The organism is Oceanobacillus sp. FSL W7-1309 (assembly GCF_038002145.1).
Taxonomy (GTDB): Bacteria; Bacillota; Bacilli; order Bacillales; family Amphibacillaceae; genus Oceanobacillus; species Oceanobacillus profundus.
The window spans coordinates 644,111-661,863 of record NZ_JBBOBX010000002.1; the positions used below are offsets into that span (position 1 = coordinate 644,111).

General features: G+C 36.8%; 17 protein-coding genes. 16 read left to right on the forward strand and 1 reads right to left on the reverse strand.

Annotated elements, in window-relative coordinates; genetic code table 11:
* Nucleotides 1–23 precede the first annotated feature (23 nt).
* The 7 genes from NST46_RS15840 to NST46_RS15870 all read left to right on the forward strand — a co-directional run bounded on the left by NST46_RS15840 (nt 24) and on the right by NST46_RS15870 (nt 6,897).
* Nucleotides 24–1,574, forward strand: a complete 1,551-nt coding sequence (locus NST46_RS15840; RefSeq protein ID WP_341137467.1) for a RecQ family ATP-dependent DNA helicase — start codon at nt 24–26, stop codon at nt 1,572–1,574.
* Nucleotides 1,561–2,127 (forward strand): CPBP family intramembrane glutamic endopeptidase, encoded by a 567-nt coding sequence (locus tag NST46_RS15845; RefSeq protein WP_341137468.1) that lies wholly within the window; start codon nt 1,561–1,563, stop codon nt 2,125–2,127. Before NST46_RS15840 ends, NST46_RS15845 begins: the two co-directional genes overlap by 14 nt.
* 11 nt (nt 2,128–2,138) lie before the next feature.
* Nucleotides 2,139–2,459, forward strand: a complete 321-nt coding sequence (locus tag NST46_RS15850) for a hypothetical protein (protein WP_303449174.1) — start codon at nt 2,139–2,141, stop codon at nt 2,457–2,459.
* A 320-nt stretch (nt 2,460–2,779) separates the two neighbouring features.
* Complete coding sequence (locus NST46_RS15855) at nt 2,780–3,358, forward strand: genetic competence negative regulator (protein WP_095308932.1); 579 nt, start codon at nt 2,780–2,782, stop codon at nt 3,356–3,358.
* Between the two features lie 44 nt (nt 3,359–3,402).
* Nucleotides 3,403–4,341, forward strand: a complete 939-nt coding sequence (locus NST46_RS15860; RefSeq protein ID WP_095308933.1) for a D-alanine--D-alanine ligase family protein — start codon at nt 3,403–3,405, stop codon at nt 4,339–4,341.
* Nucleotides 4,342–4,449: 108 nt separating this feature from the next.
* Nucleotides 4,450–5,730, forward strand: coding sequence for a Glu/Leu/Phe/Val family dehydrogenase (locus NST46_RS15865; RefSeq protein WP_095308935.1), 1,281 nt, complete (start codon nt 4,450–4,452; stop codon nt 5,728–5,730).
* Between the two features lie 183 nt (nt 5,731–5,913).
* Nucleotides 5,914–6,897 (forward strand): YpdA family putative bacillithiol disulfide reductase, encoded by a 984-nt coding sequence (locus NST46_RS15870; protein ID WP_118889602.1) that lies wholly within the window; start codon nt 5,914–5,916, stop codon nt 6,895–6,897.
* Nucleotides 6,898–7,393: 496 nt separating this feature from the next.
* Here the strand turns inward: NST46_RS15870 and NST46_RS15875 are convergent, their stop codons facing one another.
* Nucleotides 7,394–8,362, reverse strand: coding sequence for an asparaginase (locus NST46_RS15875; protein WP_341137469.1), 969 nt, complete (start codon nt 8,360–8,362; stop codon nt 7,394–7,396).
* Between the two features lie 88 nt (nt 8,363–8,450).
* Between NST46_RS15875 and prsW the strand changes: the two genes are divergently transcribed.
* From prsW to der, 9 genes are all read left to right on the forward strand, one after another.
* Nucleotides 8,451–9,134, forward strand: coding sequence for a glutamic-type intramembrane protease PrsW (gene prsW, locus NST46_RS15880; protein ID WP_095308938.1), 684 nt, complete (start codon nt 8,451–8,453; stop codon nt 9,132–9,134).
* 290 nt (nt 9,135–9,424) lie between these two features.
* On the forward strand, nt 9,425–10,204 hold the full coding sequence (sleB, locus tag NST46_RS15885; protein WP_379601289.1) for a spore cortex-lytic enzyme: 780 nt from the start codon (nt 9,425–9,427) through the stop codon (nt 10,202–10,204).
* A gap of 14 nt (nt 10,205–10,218) precedes the next feature.
* Nucleotides 10,219–11,562 carry a germination protein YpeB gene (gene ypeB / locus NST46_RS15890; protein ID WP_118889604.1) on the forward strand — a complete coding sequence of 448 codons (1,344 nt, stop codon included), beginning with the start codon at nt 10,219–10,221 and terminating at the stop codon, nt 11,560–11,562.
* Nucleotides 11,563–11,658: 96 nt separating this feature from the next.
* Nucleotides 11,659–12,312, forward strand: a complete 654-nt coding sequence (locus tag NST46_RS15895) for a flagellar brake protein (RefSeq protein WP_118889605.1) — start codon at nt 11,659–11,661, stop codon at nt 12,310–12,312.
* Between the two features lie 207 nt (nt 12,313–12,519).
* Entirely contained in the window at nt 12,520–13,191 is a 672-nt protein-coding gene (cmk, locus tag NST46_RS15900) for a (d)CMP kinase (RefSeq protein WP_095308965.1), read from the forward strand.
* Between the two features lie 418 nt (nt 13,192–13,609).
* Nucleotides 13,610–14,743, forward strand: coding sequence for a 30S ribosomal protein S1 (rpsA, locus tag NST46_RS15905; RefSeq protein WP_095308944.1), 1,134 nt, complete (start codon nt 13,610–13,612; stop codon nt 14,741–14,743).
* A gap of 195 nt (nt 14,744–14,938) precedes the next feature.
* Nucleotides 14,939–15,835: a YIEGIA family protein gene (locus tag NST46_RS15910; RefSeq protein ID WP_095308946.1), complete on the forward strand. Its 897-nt coding sequence runs from the start codon at nt 14,939–14,941 to the stop codon at nt 15,833–15,835.
* A complete protein-coding gene (locus tag NST46_RS15915; RefSeq protein ID WP_341137470.1) occupies nt 15,832–16,017 on the forward strand; it encodes a capping complex subunit for YIEGIA in 186 nt (61 codons plus the stop codon). The genes NST46_RS15910 and NST46_RS15915 overlap by 4 nt, the downstream gene beginning before the upstream one ends.
* Nucleotides 16,018–16,273: 256 nt before the next feature.
* Complete coding sequence (der, locus tag NST46_RS15920; protein WP_118889606.1) at nt 16,274–17,584, forward strand: ribosome biogenesis GTPase Der; 1,311 nt, start codon at nt 16,274–16,276, stop codon at nt 17,582–17,584.
* Nucleotides 17,585–17,753: the final 169 nt, after the last annotated feature.

Here is a 17,753-nt window from a genome sequence, read left to right on the forward strand (position 1 = left end):
TATTATTGAAATAAGGTGATAGTATGCAACAACACACGCTTAACTTAGAAGAAGCATTACAACAATATTTTCAATATGATGCTTTTCGAATTGGCCAAAAAGAAATAATCCAAGATATACTGGCAGGCAAGGATGTACTTGGAATTTTGCCCACAGGGTCAGGAAAATCCATTTGTTATCAGTTACCAGCCAGAATCCTGAAAGGGGTGACGATAGTCGTTTCTCCTTTAATTTCCTTGATGATTGATCAAGTAAAGCAGTTAAAGGCCGCTAATTTTAAGGAAGTTGTTGCTCTTAATAGCTTTATGACACCAAGGGAAAGGCGAAATGTTTTTCAAAATCTTATTAATTATAAATTGATATATGTTTCACCAGAGTTGTTACAGCAGCAAGAACTAATAAGAAAGCTGAAAGAAATACATGTGGGTTTGTTTGTAATTGATGAAGCACATTGTATTTCACAATGGGGGCATGAATTCAGACCAGATTATTTAAAACTTTCCGCAACGATTAAAGAGCTAGGTAATCCAACTGTACTTGCATTAAGTGCAACAGCAACCCCAGAAGTTCAATCTGATATAATGAATGCCCTAGAAAAGCGCCAAATGATCAAGCGAATTTATCCAATGGACAGGGAAAATATAGCATTTATTCTAGAGGAAGTTGCAAATGACCAAGAAAAAATTGACAGACTTATTTCCATATTTAACATGTATCAAGTACCGGCGCTGATTTATTTTACAAGTCGTGCCACAGCAGAAAATATTGCGAGCATTTTGACGCAACGACTTGCAAATAGGGAAGTTGCTTTTTATCATGGTGGTATGGAACAGGTAGATCGCATCAGTATCCAGCAACAATTTATGAATGATCAATTAGACATCATTTGTTGTACGAGTGCGTTTGGAATGGGGATTAATAAAAGTAATATTCGTTTAATCATCCACTTTCATATTCCATTACAACTTGAAGCTTATATTCAAGAAGTAGGAAGAGCAGGAAGGGATGGTAAATCCAGTGTAGGTATATTGCTGTTTTCGCCGAGGGATGCGATCATTCCAAATCATATTATTCAAAATGAACTTCCAGATGAAAAGGATTTGAAAAATGTATTCAATTATTTATATACAATCTGCCACACCGAAAGGGAAATTCCAGCAGATGAAAAAATCCAAGAACATTTACAATTAAATGAAATTCATTGGAAATTTTTTAAGTATCAGATAGAAAAACATGGTATGATAAACAATAATTATATTATCTATCATGAGAACAATTGGAAAATAGCCTACCATTCCATTGAGCAAGTGATTAAAGAGAGAATGCAATATAAAGAAGACAAACTACATGAGGTATTAAGTTGGGTGCAATGTGAAAGTTGCTTGCGAAAAGACCTTTATCAATCTTTTCAGTCAACTTTTCGAAAACCAATGGAACAATGCTGTAGTAATTGTGGGTTTTTATGGAATGAATGGCATCCAGAAAATACAAAAAAAATAATAGAGCGGCATGAAGACTGGAGAGAACGCCTTAAAGATCTGCTGTTAGTTGGAGAAACTTATGAAACAAGCTGAAATAATCAAGCAATTATCCGATGCAGAATTAAGGAAACAGCTATTTTTATCACAGGGCATATTCATATGCATCAGTATCGGGTTGAGCTTTTTTCTTTTTGATCGTTTTTCAGACTGGCTGTTTTATTTTAACTGGAATTTTCGTGAAATTTTGATTTACGGAGTTCTTTCGGGTTTTTTCGTAGTTCTCATTGACCTCGTTCTATTATGGATTACTCCAAAACAATTTTTAGATGATGGCGGAATTAATGAAAGAGTATTTTATAATCAATCCATTCCATTTATTTTAATAATATCACTCGTTGTTGCTATTTCAGAGGAGTTATTGTTTCGAGGGGTCATCCAAACAGTATTTGGTTATATCATAGCTAGTATGGTATTTGCACTTGTCCATTTTCGATATTTGAAAAAGCCGGTTTTATTTATTTCGGTAGTTGGTGTTAGTTTTTTGATTGGATATCTATTTGAGATTACTGGAAACTTACTTGTGACAATTACGATGCATTTTATTATAGACTTTCTATTAGGTTTAGTGATTCGCTTTAAAAAGTGAGGTGCTTTACAGTGAATGTAAAATCAGAAGAACCAAAGGATCAAGCGGACGAACTTCGTCAATTATTTCAAGAAATTGAAGATGGACAGTCCACTGAGCAACATGTGGGAAATAAGAATTCTGAGCAGGAAAGTGAAGCAAAGCGAGACATTGATATTTTAAACCTCCCGCCCAGAAAGGAAATTCATTCAAAGGATAGTCGAACAAGCCTTAAATTAAGCGGGCCGCTTATTCGATTATTGTTTGTGATTTTTATTTTAATTGTTGGACTAGCTGGTGCATACTACATATGGGGAAACGAGCTTTGGGTACTAATTCAAAATCTGTCATAATGTTGTGGATAGATATGGTATATAGCACACAGAATGGTCAAATGACTTTTCCAGTATAAGAAGCCAAGGAAAAAGTTATCATCTTGCATAATTCGAATCATACTAATAGTAAAAGTAACGCTATGGAAAGGTCCACACCATTTGTATTTTATATTTTTGTAAGCAAAACTTCTACATTTAAATAGAATTAAGAAATTGTGCTGTACTGTTCAACAAATGACGAAGTTGCATATAATAAATGAAGTGCTTTCCATTATAATTCGTAGTTATGATGAAATTAGAAAACCATTTAAAAAGCGCCTAAATGAGGGGGATGCAGTATGCGTATTGAACGTTTATCAAATGACCAATTTACGATTTTTTTAACGTTTGATGATTTGATTGAACGAGGTTTTACAAAAGACGACCTCTGGCATGATGCATCGAGCGTCCGCAGCCTTTTCAGTGATATGATGTATGAAGCGAGTTCAGAATTAGGTATTGAGCTTGAAGGAATATTACTCGTACAGGTTCATTTAATGCAGGCACAAGGAATGCATATATTCGTCACGCAACAAGAGGAAGATATGTATTGGGATGATGATTTCATAGAAATGAAAGTAACGCTTGATGAAAGCAAGGAATTAATTTTTTCCTTTGAGGAATTTGAATCGGTTATCCAGGTCACGTCCTATTTATCACCATTAGCGATTGAAGGTGGTAAGGTATATCATATGGATGAACGATATTATATGATCTTAGATGAAGATGATTTATCCGATGTAAATAAAGAGGATATTATAGGGATTATGTCGGAGTATTCAAACCCAAGCATTGTGACATCCTATCGCTTACATGAATATGGCAAAATTATTTTCGATTCACAAGCAGTCAAGAATATCATCAAGTTATTTTATTAACACAACATTGTAGAGAAATAGTGGATGTCAAGGGAGTGCAGATAATGAAGATAGCAGTATTGTATGGTGGTGTTTCAGGTGAGCGTGAAGTTTCGCTTTCATCAGGAAAAGGAATCATAGCAGCCTTAGAAAAAAACGGACATGAAGTTATTGGAATTGATTTTAATCCGAATCAATTGCAGGATATTATACAATTAGATGTAGATTTGGTATTTATTGGACTCCATGGGAAATATGGGGAAGATGGAAGAATTCAGGGACTATTGGATATGCTAGGTATACCTTATGTTGGTTCAGGGGTTCTTGCTTCTGCCTTAGCGATGGATAAAGCAAAAGCAAAACAAATTTTTAATATGAACCATATTCCACAAGCTAAAAGCGAAGTTTACAGGCTTTCTAAGTCGAATCAAGTTGAACAGATTGGTAACGAAATAAAGACAGCTTTTACACCACCATTTGTTATAAAACCGAATAAAGAAGGCTCTACGCTTGGATTAACAATTGTTACAGATACCAGCCAAATTGAGGAAGCACTAACAAATGCTCAAGCAAGTGACGATGCGATTCTAGTAGAAGAGTTCATTGCTGGTAGAGAGTTAACAGTGGCCGTAATGGGAGCAGGCGGGAATGAATTCGCCCTACCAATTATCGAAATAATTCCGAAAAATGCTTTCTATGACTATGAATCAAAATATGCACCGGGCGGGAGCGAGCACATTGTTCCAGCAATTATAGATGAAGCAACAGCAGAACAGATTAAAACATACGCAGTTCTAGCCCATCAATCGTTAGGCTGTGAAACTTACTCAAGAGTAGACTTTATTTTAAATAAAGAAAATGTGCCAATGATTCTGGAAGTAAACACATTACCAGGTATGACGCCAACTAGTTTGTTTCCTGATGCAGCGAAATCGATTGGAATTGAATATCATGAAATGATCGAGAAATTTGTAGAACTAACCATGCATTCTAGACAGGTATAACGAATTAAAAAATGAAACCTATTTTTATTGCATATTTAAATTGAACGTGTATACTAAACTCTGAGTGGGCTATATAAAACTTTTATATATATTGTAGGAGGTAAGTTCATGGTAGCCGAAAAAGCAGCAGATTCTATCAAAGAAAACCAAGAAAATACAGATGTTTTAAGTTCAACACGAACTGTTGTAAAAACTGCATTAGAAAAATTAGGTTACCCGGAGGAGGTTTTTGAGTTACTTAAAGAACCTCTGCGTATGATGACGGTTCGCATCCCAGTACGTATGGATGATGGATCGGTTAGAGTATTTACCGGATATCGTGCACAACACAACGATGCAGTAGGTCCGACAAAAGGCGGAATTCGTTTTCACCCAGATGTAACGGAATCAGAAGTAAAGGCTCTTTCTATTTGGATGAGCTTGAAAGCTGGAATTGTTGATCTACCTTATGGAGGAGCAAAAGGTGGAATTATTTGTGATCCACGAGAGATGTCCTTCCGCGAATTAGAAGCGTTAAGTCGTGGTTATGTTCGTGCAGTAAGTCAAATAGTGGGCCCTACAAAAGACATCCCTGCCCCAGACGTATTTACAAATTCTCAGATTATGGCTTGGATGATGGATGAATATAGTAAAATAGACGAATTCAATAGTCCCGGCTTTATTACGGGAAAACCAATTGTTCTAGGTGGTTCACATGGCAGAGAATCTGCTACTGCAAAAGGTGTTACGATTGTATTGAATGAAGCAGCGAAGAAAAAAGGTATTGAGTTAAAAGGAGCAAGGGTAGTCGTTCAAGGATTTGGAAACGCTGGAAGCTTCCTTTCCAAGTTTTTGCATGATGCAGGTGCAAAAGTTGTTGGTATTTCAGATGCATACGGCGCGCTGCATGATCCGGATGGACTAGATATTGATTATCTCTTAGATCGAAGAGATAGTTTTGGAACCGTAACCAAGCTATTTAACAATACAATTTCAAATAAAGAATTATTTGAGTTGGATTGTGATATTATTGTTCCTGCGGCTGTAGAAAATCAAATTACACAGGACAATGCACATAATATTAAGGCAAGCATTGTGGTAGAGGCTGCCAATGGTCCAACAACAATGGAAGCTACTAAAATTTTAACAGAACGGGGCATTCTTCTAGTCCCGGACGTATTAGCATCTGCTGGTGGGGTTACCGTATCATACTTTGAGTGGGTTCAAAATAATCAAGGATATTATTGGTCAGAGGAAGAAATCGATAAAAAGCTTCATGAAATTATGATTAGATCTTTTAATTCTATATATAACACAGCTGAAACAAGACGTGTGGATATGCGTTTAGCAGCGTATATGGTGGGTGTACGAAAGATGGCCGAAGCATCTAGATTCCGTGGTTGGGTTTAATGAAGCCGTTTAGCTGTATTGTACCAATTGATTTAATCCATATGTGAAATAAAAAACTCTTATCGGATAAGAGTTTTTTATTTTAGTGGCAGAATACGCACTAAACTGCCATTCGTTCAAAAGTTTATCATTACTAAATTTTGAAGTTTAAAAGTTATTTCAACAATAAAGGAAGTGCCTTATATGCAAATGGAAAAAGTAATTATTATTGGTGGAGGCCCGTGTGGTATGTCATGTGCTATTGAATTGCAACGATACGGAATTAATCCATTAATTATTGAAAAAGGTAATGTAGTAAACACCATTTATAATTTCCCTACGCATCAAACCTTTTTCAGTTCTAGTGAGAAGTTAGAAATTGGTGATATGCCGTTTATAACGGAAATGAAAAAACCTGTTAGAAATCAGGCATTGGCCTATTATCGTGAAGTTGCGAAGCGGAAACAGATTCGTATGCATACATATGAAAAAGTGAAGGAAGTAAAAAAGGATAACGATATATTTCGTGTGATGACGGAAAAGGTTGATGGACAAGAAACGACCTATCAGGCAGAAAAGGTCATTATTGCGACTGGCTATTATGATCAACCTAATTATCTTCATATTCCTGGAGAAAATTTGAAAAAAGTAATGCATTATTTTAAAGAGGCACATCCTTTCTTTAATAAAGATGTTGTTGTCATTGGAGGGAAAAATTCTGCTGTTGATGCGACATTGGAACTGCATAAAGCCGGAGCTAATGTAACAGTTCTTTATCGTGGAGGTGAGTATTCAAACAGTATTAAGCCTTGGATCCTTCCAGAGTTTGATTCGCTCGTTAAGAAAGGGATTGTAAAAATGGTTTTCCATTCACAGGTTACAAAAATTACGGAGGATGCAGTTTATTTTGAAGCTGATGGAGAAATAAATGTAATTAAAAATGATTTTGTATTTGCCATGATTGGCTATCAGCCTGATATTTCATTTCTAAATGCAAGTGGAGTAGAGGTTGATGCATCGAACGGGAAACCGAACTATAGTTCAGCAACATACGAAACAAACGTAAAAGGGATGTATGTAGCAGGCGTTGTGGCTGCTGGTTACAACAACAACGAAATATTCATTGAAAATGGGCGGTTTCATGGTCAGGAAATTGCCAGGTCAATCATAGAAGAAGCTGGGGCATAACAAAAGTGTTTAATGTTAAAGACGAACGATGCATAAGCTTAGCGCAGGAAATATACGTAGACTCCAGCGGGAGGTAAGGCATAGGTGAGACACCGTAGTGCGATAGCACAAGGGGACTCACCAGCCGCCTTTGGGTGCGCGAATTATATTTCGGGAGCGAGTTATTTGCATTAATCATGTTCGGTTTTTATTTCATAAAAGTACTTTTGTCTCAGTCTCACTATAACTTAAAAAAAGAAATAGTGGGTAAAGTCACCCGTCGATGACCTTACCCACTAATCTTAGTATGTTTTTTAGGTTATAAGGATTACTATAAAGTTACTGTGGACAGATTAGGTTCTTTAACAGCTCCATCCCAGCTAGCAATCTTGGTCAGCTTCGACTCCTTACGGTACAAGAGTATTGACTTGATCGTCTCCATAAGAATGTGTGAGCAGTGGTACACGCAGCGGGCGCAACTCGTACGTCGCTAACCGAATGCGTCTGCTTTTGTGCTCTATAGCGTTTCAAATAGTTCTTTTAGATGGTTATAATTAGATGTCTTTTCTAGAGCAATTAATAAACGAATCCTCGCTTTTGGACCAGATAACCCCCTGGCAAAAATGACTCCTAACTGTTTCAGCTGCTTGCCTCCACCGTCATAGCCATATGTCGGTTGGACAACACCTTGGTAGCATCTAGATACTAGTACTACAGGTATATTGTCTTCAATCAGTTGTTGGATTGGTTTAATTGTATCCTTTGGTAAATTGCCTTGCCCAAGACCTTCAATTACGAGACCATCCGGTTTTGCGAGCCGAATTGATTGCAAAAATTGTTCATCCATACCAGCAAAGGCTTTCAGCAGAAATACCTTCTTCGATATTGTTTGAACGGGCTGTACTCGGCGAGTGCGGATTCTTCGATGAAAAAGTATAGAATCCTTTGTAATTAAGCCAATTGGTCCAAATTGCGGACTTTGGAAGGTTGCTACGTTACTAGTTGATGTCTTTGTTACGTTTTTAGCAGCATGGATTTCATCATTCATCACAACTAATACACCTTGACGTACTGCATCTTCATCGCTGGCAACGCGAATGGAGCTAATTAGATTGTACAATGCATCAGAGCCGATTTCGTTGCTCGAACGCATCGCTCCTGTTACGATAACGGGCTTGTCAATTTCCAATACAACGTCTAGAAAATAAGCTGTTTCTTCTAATGTGTCCGTGCCGTGCGTTACAACAATACCATCATATTTAGGAATGAATTCAATAATTTTCTTTGCCAATTCTAGCATGTGAACTGGCGTGATTTGAGGGGAGGGTAACTCAAAAACAATTTTCTCATCAATTGTTGCGTAATGTCCTAATTGACTACCTAATGCACTTAATGGATGGATGTCTGCTGTATTTACTTCACCCGTCTCTTTATCTTCCAGCATGGAAATCGTCCCACCAGTATGAATAATGAGTATATTTTTCATAAAAATCACCTGTTCTTTAATTTCTATTTTCATTTACATGACTTAATGATACGATAAAAGTAATGTAATTGGAAAGAGGTAAACTATTATGATTGCAATTTTATCAGCTGGAATTGCACCGATTGTTGCATTAATGTCATTCATTTATTTAAAAGATCGTATTACGGAACCAATCCCTTTAATTATTCGAATGTTTATACTGGGGGCTTTATTGGTGTTTCCAATTATGTTTATCCAGTATGCTTTTGCAGCTGAAGGGATAAATAGTAATCGAATCATTGAATCTTTTTTTCAGATTGCTTTTTTTGAAGAATTTTTTAAGTGGTTTATTTTTATGTTTGCTATCTATCACCATCCTGAATTTGATGACCATTATGACGGTATCGTTTATGCTGGATCTATTAGTATGGGGTTTGCATCTGTCGAGAATGTTCTCTACCTAGTAACAAATGGGATTGAGTACGCATTTTTACGTGCATTTTTCCCGGTGTCGTCCCATGCATTGTTCGGTATTATTATGGGTTACTATTTTGGAAAGGCCAAGATGAATGAACAAAAGCAGAAACTAAATTTAGGATTAGCATTTATTATTCCGTTTACGTTACATGGAATCTATAACTATATATTAACGAGCTTGGTTAGCTATTGGATGTACTTCTTAATCCCATTCATGGTCGTGTTGTGGGTTATTGCTTTGCATCGTATGAAAATAGCGAACAAAACACCACTTCAAATGGAACATCATAAACAGGTTATTCAAAAAGTCCGGTGAAAAAGAACAGAGGTCCTTCGACTAAGTACCCACACGTCCTGTGTCGAACGTTGAAGTCACCACATCCTTTTAAGCCCGTTACGGAGAGCTTTGCTGCCTCGAACTTCTCAGTCCTTTTCATTCATTATAAAGAAAATTACCTCCTGTAAATCTGTGGATTTGCAGGAGGTTTTTTATTTAAATGGCCAAAGATGAATAAAAAGGCTAATTACTCAAAAAATAGGTATTGCAATCCAATAGAACTAACGGGAGGAAAAAGTATGGTCAATCGAAAAGCAGTCTTTTTACTCATGATTATGATTATATCACTAATTGGACTGCAGCCAGATTCAACTACAAAAACTGTAAATGCTTTTAGCTCACAAGTCATACAGCATGGAGCGGTAGGGGATGACGTTATTGAATTACAATCCCGGTTGCAATACCTTGGTTTCTACAATGGTAAAATTGATGGTGTATTTGGCTGGGGTACGTATTGGGCACTTCGCAACTTTCAATATGAATTTGGTATGGAAGTGGATGGGTTAGCTGGTCAGACTACTAAAGATAAGCTTGTTCAAGCTAGTAACTATGATGAGGGGTTTGTAAAAGAAAATATTAATCAAGGGAAGGACTTCTCCCATTATGGTGGTGGCGATCGTAATGCACAGCAGCAACAAGGGCAAGGTGATCAATCCGGATCAAATGTAACGGCTGTAAATGTGCCTCAGGGATATTCCCAAAATGATATTCAATTGATGGCGAATGCTGTATATGGCGAAGCACGAGGAGAGCCATATGAAGGTCAAGTGGCAGTTGCTGCCGTAATTCTAAATAGAGTAGAAAGTTCGACTTTTCCAAATACCGTATCAGGTGTTATTTTTGAACCGAGAGCTTTTACAGCAGTTGCGGATGGTCAGATTTGGCTAACACCAAACGAGACTGCAAGACAAGCTGTTCTTGATGCAATAAATGGGTGGGATCCTTCAGGAAATGCTACTTACTATTTTAATCCGGATACCGCAACATCAGGATGGATTTGGACAAGACCTCAAATCAAGAAAATTGGTAAACATATATTCTGTAATTAGAAAGGTGTGAGAAAATGTTTCGGTGGATATTAATTGGTTTACTTGCTTTAGGAATTGCAGGAACAGCGTTCTGGGGCTATATGGAACATCAAGAGAAAAACTCCATTCTAATCCAAGCGGAAAATACGTATCAACGTTCATTCCATGAATTAACGTATCATATGGACTTGTTGCATGATCAGATCGGAACTACTTTAGCAATGAATTCGTCAGAAAAATTATCACCCCAATTTGTAGAAATTTGGAGATTGACATCAGAGGCGTTAACCAATGTAGGGCAGCTGCCATTAGGTTTGCTACCTTTTAATAAAACCGAGGAATTTCTTTCCAATATCGGTGATTTTACGTATCGAACAGCTGTAAGGGACTTGGATGATTCACCTCTTACAGATGATGAAACGAGTACATTGAAAAAGCTATATAGTCAATCAGGAGATATTAAGGATGAGTTGAGAGAAGTTCAGCATATGGCTTTAGAGAATAATTTACGCTGGATGGATGTACAACTAGCATTGGCAAATGAAGATGAACCGATGGATAACACGATTATTGATGGTTTCACGACCGTTGAAAAATCGGTTGAAGGTTATTCCGAGGGATATGCGGATTCTCCAATTATTGGGACCTCTTCAGAAGAACATCAGTACAAACATTTAAACGGGAAAGAAATTCGAGAAGAAGAGGCATTAAAAAAGGGAATGGAAATTTTAAATGTAGAAAATCAAGAAAACCTGACTATAGCAGAAACTGGCGAAGGATCAGATATTCCGATTTACAGTCTTTCCTATCAGAATGGAGATGAAAGTGGTTATATGGATTTGGCCAAGCAAGGAGGTCACCCATTAACAGTCTTGATTACAAGACCAATTGCTGAAAATAAAATTAGTCTGAATGAAGGAGCAGAAAAGGCACAAGACTATTTAGAAAAGCACGATCTTGATAGTATGATGCTTTTTGAAAGCAGCGAATACGATAATGTCGGTCTCTATTCCTTTGTTTATAATCAAGATGGAGTAAGAGTATACTCGGATGCAGTAGAAGTAAAAGTAGCATTGGATGATGGAGAGGTTATTGGATTAACAGCGCGTAACTACTATATGAATCACACCGAACGTGATATACCTGAACCAACATTATCGATGGAAGAAGCGAAAGAAATGGTTAATTCGAATGTGGATATTCAGGAAGAGTTTTTAGCTGTTATCGACAATGATCTTGACGAAGAAGTACTGACCTATGAATTTTTGGGTGTAATGGATAATGACACCTATCGTATATTTATTAATGCAATGAATGGCAGAGAGGAAAAGGTAGAGAAATTAGACGGCACTGAAATTAATTTTGCAGCAAACTTTTAGGGATAGGCAAAAAGCCTTTCCCTTTTTCTATGTTTCTGCAATAATATAGGTATATCGTATGACGTTTGAAAATTGCATAAACTGGGGTGATTCATTATGGAAATCGGAACACTACTTAATCTTGAACTAAAAGAGTCCGGAAAACAGTATACTTATTATTGCAAAATTATTGAAAAAAATGATAACTATTTAATTATTGATTATCCAATCGATGAAAAAACGAGAAAAACAAAAATATTACCGAAAAGAAGACTATTTAAAGTAAAATTCGTAGGAAAAGATCAAGTCGTCTATCAATTTACATCTGAGATAGTGGCAAAGGTAAATTTAAACATACCAGCACTCGCTATTAAAAGTCCTTCACCAGATAAAGTGGAGCGGATACAACGCAGGGAATATGTAAGGGTTGAAACAGCAGTCGATATCGCCATACATAGTACGAATCATCAATTTGAACCATTTGTTACAGTTACCTCCGATATTAGTGGAGGTGGGCTTGCAGTCCTCGTACCAAAACATATTTCGTTGGAGATTGGTACAATAGTTGATGCTTGGTTTGCGTTACAAATGAATGATAATCAATTTTATTATATATATGCCCGGGCTGAAGTAGTTTTAAATAGGGAAGCTAATAGTCGAATTAATCTTATATCGCTGAAATTCCATACTATCACAAAGCCAAATCGTCAACTGATTGTACGATTCTGTTTTGATAAACAACGAGAAGCGAAAAAGAAAGAATTAACATAATATGTTGACTGGTTTGACGTATTTTATTGGTGCAACAGAGGAGTTATGTTATGATAAACTAAGTATGAAAAACTTGGCGTTTGCCAAGTTTTAATTAGTTATCTGCTGCTTTATATCCTACTTAATAGGTACATAATAAACAAGAAGGGATTATTCAGTAATTAGCAGGCATGAAGTTTTACTTGATGAGAGGAATGAATGTCAACAATGCAAAAAGGAAACATTGCAATTGCCATCGATGGCCCGGCAGCTGCTGGGAAGAGCACCGTAGCTAAAATTGTCGCAGAAAAATTATCTTATATTTATATCGATACTGGTGCTATGTACCGGGCGTTAACGTTAAAAGCAATAAACCAAGGTATTGATCTAGAAAATGATCAAGCTATTTTAGAAGTATTAATGCATACAGTAATTGAATTAAAACAATCGGAAGCTGGACAAGTTGTTTTATTGGACGGAAAAGATGTAACCAATGAAATAAGATTTCAAGATGTAACGACGAAGGTATCTCACGTTGCCAAGCATGCATCGATTCGGGAAGAAATGGTTCAAAGACAACAAGAGATGGCAAACGATCGTGGTGTAGTCATGGATGGAAGAGATATAGGTACACATGTACTTCCAGATGCAGAGGTGAAGATTTTCTTAATTGCTTCCGTTGAAGAGAGAGCGAAACGAAGATATGAGGAAAACATCAAGAAAGGCATTGCATCGAGTATGGAAGAATTAAAGAAAGAAATCGAAGAAAGAGATCGAATTGATACAAATCGCGAAGCTTCTCCTTTAATTAAAGCAAAAGATGCAATCGAGGTTGATACGACATCCCTAAGTATTAATGAAGTAGCAGGGGAAATTCTAAAAGCTGTGGCAAAGATATGAGATAGGGTCCATTGGAAGAGACAACATACCTAAAATTGGGCCATTAATTATATGCTTCAACCATATTCGAAATTGGATCCTTTGTTGAAATCACTTTTACAGCAAACATCTGTCTATAGTGAAAAAGGAATTGTTTGAAAGACGTTTTTTAGGGGAATTATGTTTATGAATCAATTCCTTTCCAGTAAAAAGAGGTCTTTCAGATAGAAAGTTTACTAACTAGAATCTAAAGCATCTCCAAAGTAAACGGCACATGACATCACACAGGAAATGATCGCTTTAAAAGAAAAATATCAAAATGAGTAAACTTTACTTGACAAATAATTGTAATTATTAGAAGTTATAGAAAGAATAGTTTTAATCATGTTTACTATTTCCATTATATTGGGATATTGGACTGTCTAGGAGGGCTATGGATATGAGTGAAGAAAACAAAGATTTACAGCAATTAAATGTAGGGGAAACGGTTACAGGAACTGTAATAAAATTAGAAGAGAAACAAGTTCTTGTAGATATTGGCTATAAAACGGAAGGTATTTTGCCAATCAGTGAACTTTCAAGCTTACATGTTGAAAGTACGTCTGATGTTGTAAAAGAAGGCGATACAGTTACACTAAAAGTAAAAAAATTAGAAGATGATGAAGTTATTTTGTCAAAAAAGGCAGTAGATGCTGAAGCTGCTTGGGAAGATTTAGAGCAGAAATACAACAACGATGAGGTATTTGAAACGGTTGTTAAAGAAGTTGTCAAAGGCGGACTAGTTGTTGATGTTGGGCTTCGAGGGTTTATCCCAGCATCGTTAGTAGAAACGCATTTTGTAGAGGATTTTTCTGATTATAAGGATACGTCTCTAACTGTTAAAATTGCTGATTTAGACCGTGAGCAAAATCGTATTATCCTCTCTCACCGCGCAGTAGTGGAAGATGAAGCAAACGCAAAAAAGAATGAGTTACTGCAATCACTTGAGGAGGGACAGGTTTTAGAAGGAACTGTTCAACGGATTACTAGCTTCGGTGCATTTGTAGATATCGGTGGTGTCGATGGTTTAGTTCACATCTCTCAATTAGCACATGAACATGTTGCTAAAGCTTCGGATGTTGTTTCAGAGGGAGATAAGATTCAAGTAGAAATACTATCTGTAGATCGCGATAATGAGCGTATTTCACTATCACATAAAAACACACTCCCAGGGCCATGGTCAGATATTGAAAATCGTGTTACTGCTGGATCGACTATTGAAGGTACAGTGAAACGCTTAGTGAACTTTGGTGCTTTTGTTGAGATACTACCTGGTGTAGAAGGGTTGGTTCATATTTCACAGATTGCAAACCGTCATATTGGCACACCACAAGAAGTTCTTGAAGTAGGGCAACAAGTAAAAGTAAAAGTACTTGATGTGAATGAAGCTGAAGAACGTATCTCATTAAGTATTAAAGAACTAGAACAGGAGCAAGAACAAAAAGAGTATCAGCAATACGAAAAAGATGACGAACAAACTGGGTTCCAGCTTGGTGACTTTATTGGTGATCAATTAAATAAATATAAAAAATAATACATTTTGGGGTGTTCTCACCCATTTTTAAATGAAAATGGTCTCTGTATAAAAACAGGGATCATTTTTTGTAGGTAATAAATTAATAACTTTTCGAAATACTATTCTCGATAACTTTTAATATCCACTACTATTTTATTCATTTTTAGACATACTACAAATAAGCATTTCTACAGAATTTCTAGAGGTGAGAAAATGAGTGGATATATTTTCCCGATTCTATTTGGGATTGTGACTGGAACAATAGCGAGAATTCTTTTATTGCGAACGGATTACAGACAATATCCTACTTATTTACACGGCAAAATCATTCATTTGTCATTAGGATTTATTGCCGCGTCGTTGGGGGCATTGGCTGTACCTGCTTTATTGGAAAAAGAATTCACTGCTGTGACGCTCTTAACGGTTGCTGCAACTCAATTTAGGGATGTACGCAATATGGAAAGAAATACATTAACAGAAATGGACAGCTTTGAACTTGTAACAAGAGGGAAGACATATATTGAAGGAATAGCAATCTCCTTTGAAAGCAGAAATTATCTAGTTATGTTTACAGGATTTCTAACAAGTCTAACGTATATTATATGGAATGTGTTTATCGCAATTATCATTGCTATTATCTGCTTTATTTTAGGGCACATTTTGATGAGTGGCTCAATACTAGAAGATATTGCAGAAATTAATCGAGCAGATATTTCCTTTGATGGAGCTGGACTTCATGTAGATAATATTTATATTATGAACATTGGATTAGCTGAGCGGCAAAAGGAGATTATGAAATATGGTATGGGGTTTATTGTAACACCTAAGAATATGAATGCAATAACTACAATTGGCAATCTTGGTCAACGTCAAGCGATTATTCACGATGTATCTGTTGCATTAGGTGTTTTTCGAGACTCGGGGACACCTGCACTTATGCCATTAATTAAACGTGACTTAGACGATGGTCGTTTGGGTGTTTTTGTTCTTCCGCAAATCCGTGATGCAGCGGTAGCTAAAAAAGTGATCGGCTCTGTACCAGTACTAGAAAATGCAGTTCGAATGCCTTCGGAAACAAACGCTTATAAAAAAGGAGCGCATAAGAAATGAATATCGAAAAAGCTATTCTAGCTGTAATTACAACCAATAGGGGAAAAATAGCTGGTGGTGCCCCGATCTTTTTATGCGAAACAAAACAGGAATTGGAACTAATTGCAGCTAATCTTGAAGCAATTATGGATGGGATTGCGCATGCTTTAAGTGAAGAACTGTTTATTATTGTGAAACATTAATACTTATTGTTAATATTTCCTTCTTTTGCTAGAATGTATAAAGTGAAACTTCATTCAGTGGGTGGTCTTACTCCTGCTGAAAGTTAGTACACAAGGGAGACCGAAAGCCTTGAACAGAATTAGGAATTTATGAGCTGTTCCTCTCCACTTTCACATGTTTTGGCTACTATAAGCATAAAGGTGGGGATTACAGGATTACAGTCCGTTATCGCGTGAACAAGGTAAATAGACATAAAGAGAGAGGATGTTCCTTTATATGAGGAAATCTGTGGTTGCAATTGTAGGAAGACCAAATGTGGGAAAATCAACCATTTTTAATAGATTGGTTGGTGAAAGAATATCAATCGTTGAAGATATACCGGGTGTAACCCGTGATCGGATATACGCTTCTGCTGAATGGCTGAATCAAGAATTTAATTTAATTGACACTGGTGGAATTGAAATCGGTGATGAACCATTACTTGTTCAAATGCGTCAACAAGCTGAAGTTGCTATTGATGAAGCAGATGTTATTATATTTATTCTCAATGGTAAGGAAGGAATAACGGGCGCAGACGAAGAAGTTGCAAAATTATTATTCAAATCGAATAAACCAGTTGTACTGGCAGTTAATAAAATTGATAACCCTGAAATGCGTGAGACGATTTATGAATATTATTCACTCGGATTCGGAGAACCATTCCCAATTTCAGGTTCACATGGACTTGGACTCGGTGATTTACTGGATGAGGTTGTCAGTCATTTTCCAGAGGTTTCAGAGGACGAAGTAAATGAAGATACCATTTATTTTAGTCTGATTGGTAGACCAAATGTTGGTAAATCGTCATTGGTAAACGCACTTTTGAATGAGGACCGAGTTATTGTAAGTGAAATAGAAGGAACGACCAGAGATGCCATTGATACGCATCTTTATAAAGATGATCAGGATTTCGTGATTATTGATACTGCAGGAATGCGTAAACGAGGGAAAGTATACGAAACAACAGAAAAATACAGTGTTTTGCGAGCTTTAAAGGCAATCGAACGATCAGATGTCGTCCTTATATTGATTGATGCAGAGACAGGCATTAGAGAACAAGATAAGCGTATTGCTGGGTATGCCCACGATGCTGGTCGAGGTATTGTAATTGTTGTAAATAAATGGGATACTGTTGAATCAGATGAAAAGGCAATGAAAGAATTTGAAGCAAATGTACGTGCGCATTTCCAATACTTAGATTATGCGCCAATTGTATTCTTGTCCGCAAAGACGAAGAAAAGGCTGCATACACTAATACCAGCCATCAAAATTGCAAGTGAAAGTCATGCAAAACGTATACCAACAAATGTACTCAATGATGTTATTATGGATGCACTCGCTATGAATCCAACTCCTACCGTAAAAGGGAGACGATTAAAGGTGCTCTATGCGACACAAGTAGCTGTGAAGCCGCCAAGCTTTGTCATTTTTGTTAATGATCCTGAATTGATGCATTTTTCTTATGAACGTTTTCTGGAAAACAAGATCCGGGATGCATTTGGTTTTACTGGTACACCAATTAAACTATTTGCAAGAAGAAGACAATAGTGAACAAAAGCGGAAGCGCCCGGTAAGCGATGTACGGACTCCCGTACTTTGGAGATTCACTTCACCGGAAGGGTATAAGTGCGACTAGGCCTCGTGTCTTGACAGTCGGCAAGTCTTCTTTATCATACGGAGGTGAAGGAAGTCTCGCTAGGCGCTGGAGCTAGAAAAA

What these genes read in the sequence shown, in the direction of transcription:
- NST46_RS15870 (WP_118889602.1), top strand. Translation starts at nt 5,914, where the DNA reads ATGCAAATGGAAAAAGTAATTATTATTGGTGGAGGCCCGTGTGGTATG.
- NST46_RS15840 (WP_341137467.1), top strand. Translation starts at nt 24, where the DNA reads ATGCAACAACACACGCTTAACTTAGAAGAAGCATTACAACAATATTTT.
- NST46_RS15865 (WP_095308935.1), top strand. Translation starts at nt 4,450, where the DNA reads ATGGTAGCCGAAAAAGCAGCAGATTCTATCAAAGAAAACCAAGAAAAT.
- NST46_RS15895 (WP_118889605.1), top strand. Translation starts at nt 11,659, where the DNA reads ATGGAAATCGGAACACTACTTAATCTTGAACTAAAAGAGTCCGGAAAA.
- prsW (WP_095308938.1), top strand. Translation starts at nt 8,451, where the DNA reads ATGATTGCAATTTTATCAGCTGGAATTGCACCGATTGTTGCATTAATG.
- NST46_RS15855 (WP_095308932.1), top strand. Translation starts at nt 2,780, where the DNA reads ATGCGTATTGAACGTTTATCAAATGACCAATTTACGATTTTTTTAACG.
- cmk (WP_095308965.1), top strand. Translation starts at nt 12,520, where the DNA reads ATGCAAAAAGGAAACATTGCAATTGCCATCGATGGCCCGGCAGCTGCT.
- NST46_RS15910 (WP_095308946.1), top strand. Translation starts at nt 14,939, where the DNA reads ATGAGTGGATATATTTTCCCGATTCTATTTGGGATTGTGACTGGAACA.
- sleB (WP_379601289.1), top strand. Translation starts at nt 9,425, where the DNA reads ATGATTATGATTATATCACTAATTGGACTGCAGCCAGATTCAACTACA.
- ypeB (WP_118889604.1), top strand. Translation starts at nt 10,219, where the DNA reads ATGTTTCGGTGGATATTAATTGGTTTACTTGCTTTAGGAATTGCAGGA.
- rpsA (WP_095308944.1), top strand. Translation starts at nt 13,610, where the DNA reads ATGAGTGAAGAAAACAAAGATTTACAGCAATTAAATGTAGGGGAAACG.
- der (WP_118889606.1), top strand. Translation starts at nt 16,274, where the DNA reads ATGAGGAAATCTGTGGTTGCAATTGTAGGAAGACCAAATGTGGGAAAA.
- NST46_RS15845 (WP_341137468.1), top strand. Translation starts at nt 1,561, where the DNA reads ATGAAACAAGCTGAAATAATCAAGCAATTATCCGATGCAGAATTAAGG.
- NST46_RS15875 (WP_341137469.1), bottom strand. Translation starts at nt 8,362, where the DNA reads ATGAAAAATATACTCATTATTCATACTGGTGGGACGATTTCCATGCTG.
- NST46_RS15860 (WP_095308933.1), top strand. Translation starts at nt 3,403, where the DNA reads ATGAAGATAGCAGTATTGTATGGTGGTGTTTCAGGTGAGCGTGAAGTT.
- NST46_RS15915 (WP_341137470.1), top strand. Translation starts at nt 15,832, where the DNA reads ATGAATATCGAAAAAGCTATTCTAGCTGTAATTACAACCAATAGGGGA.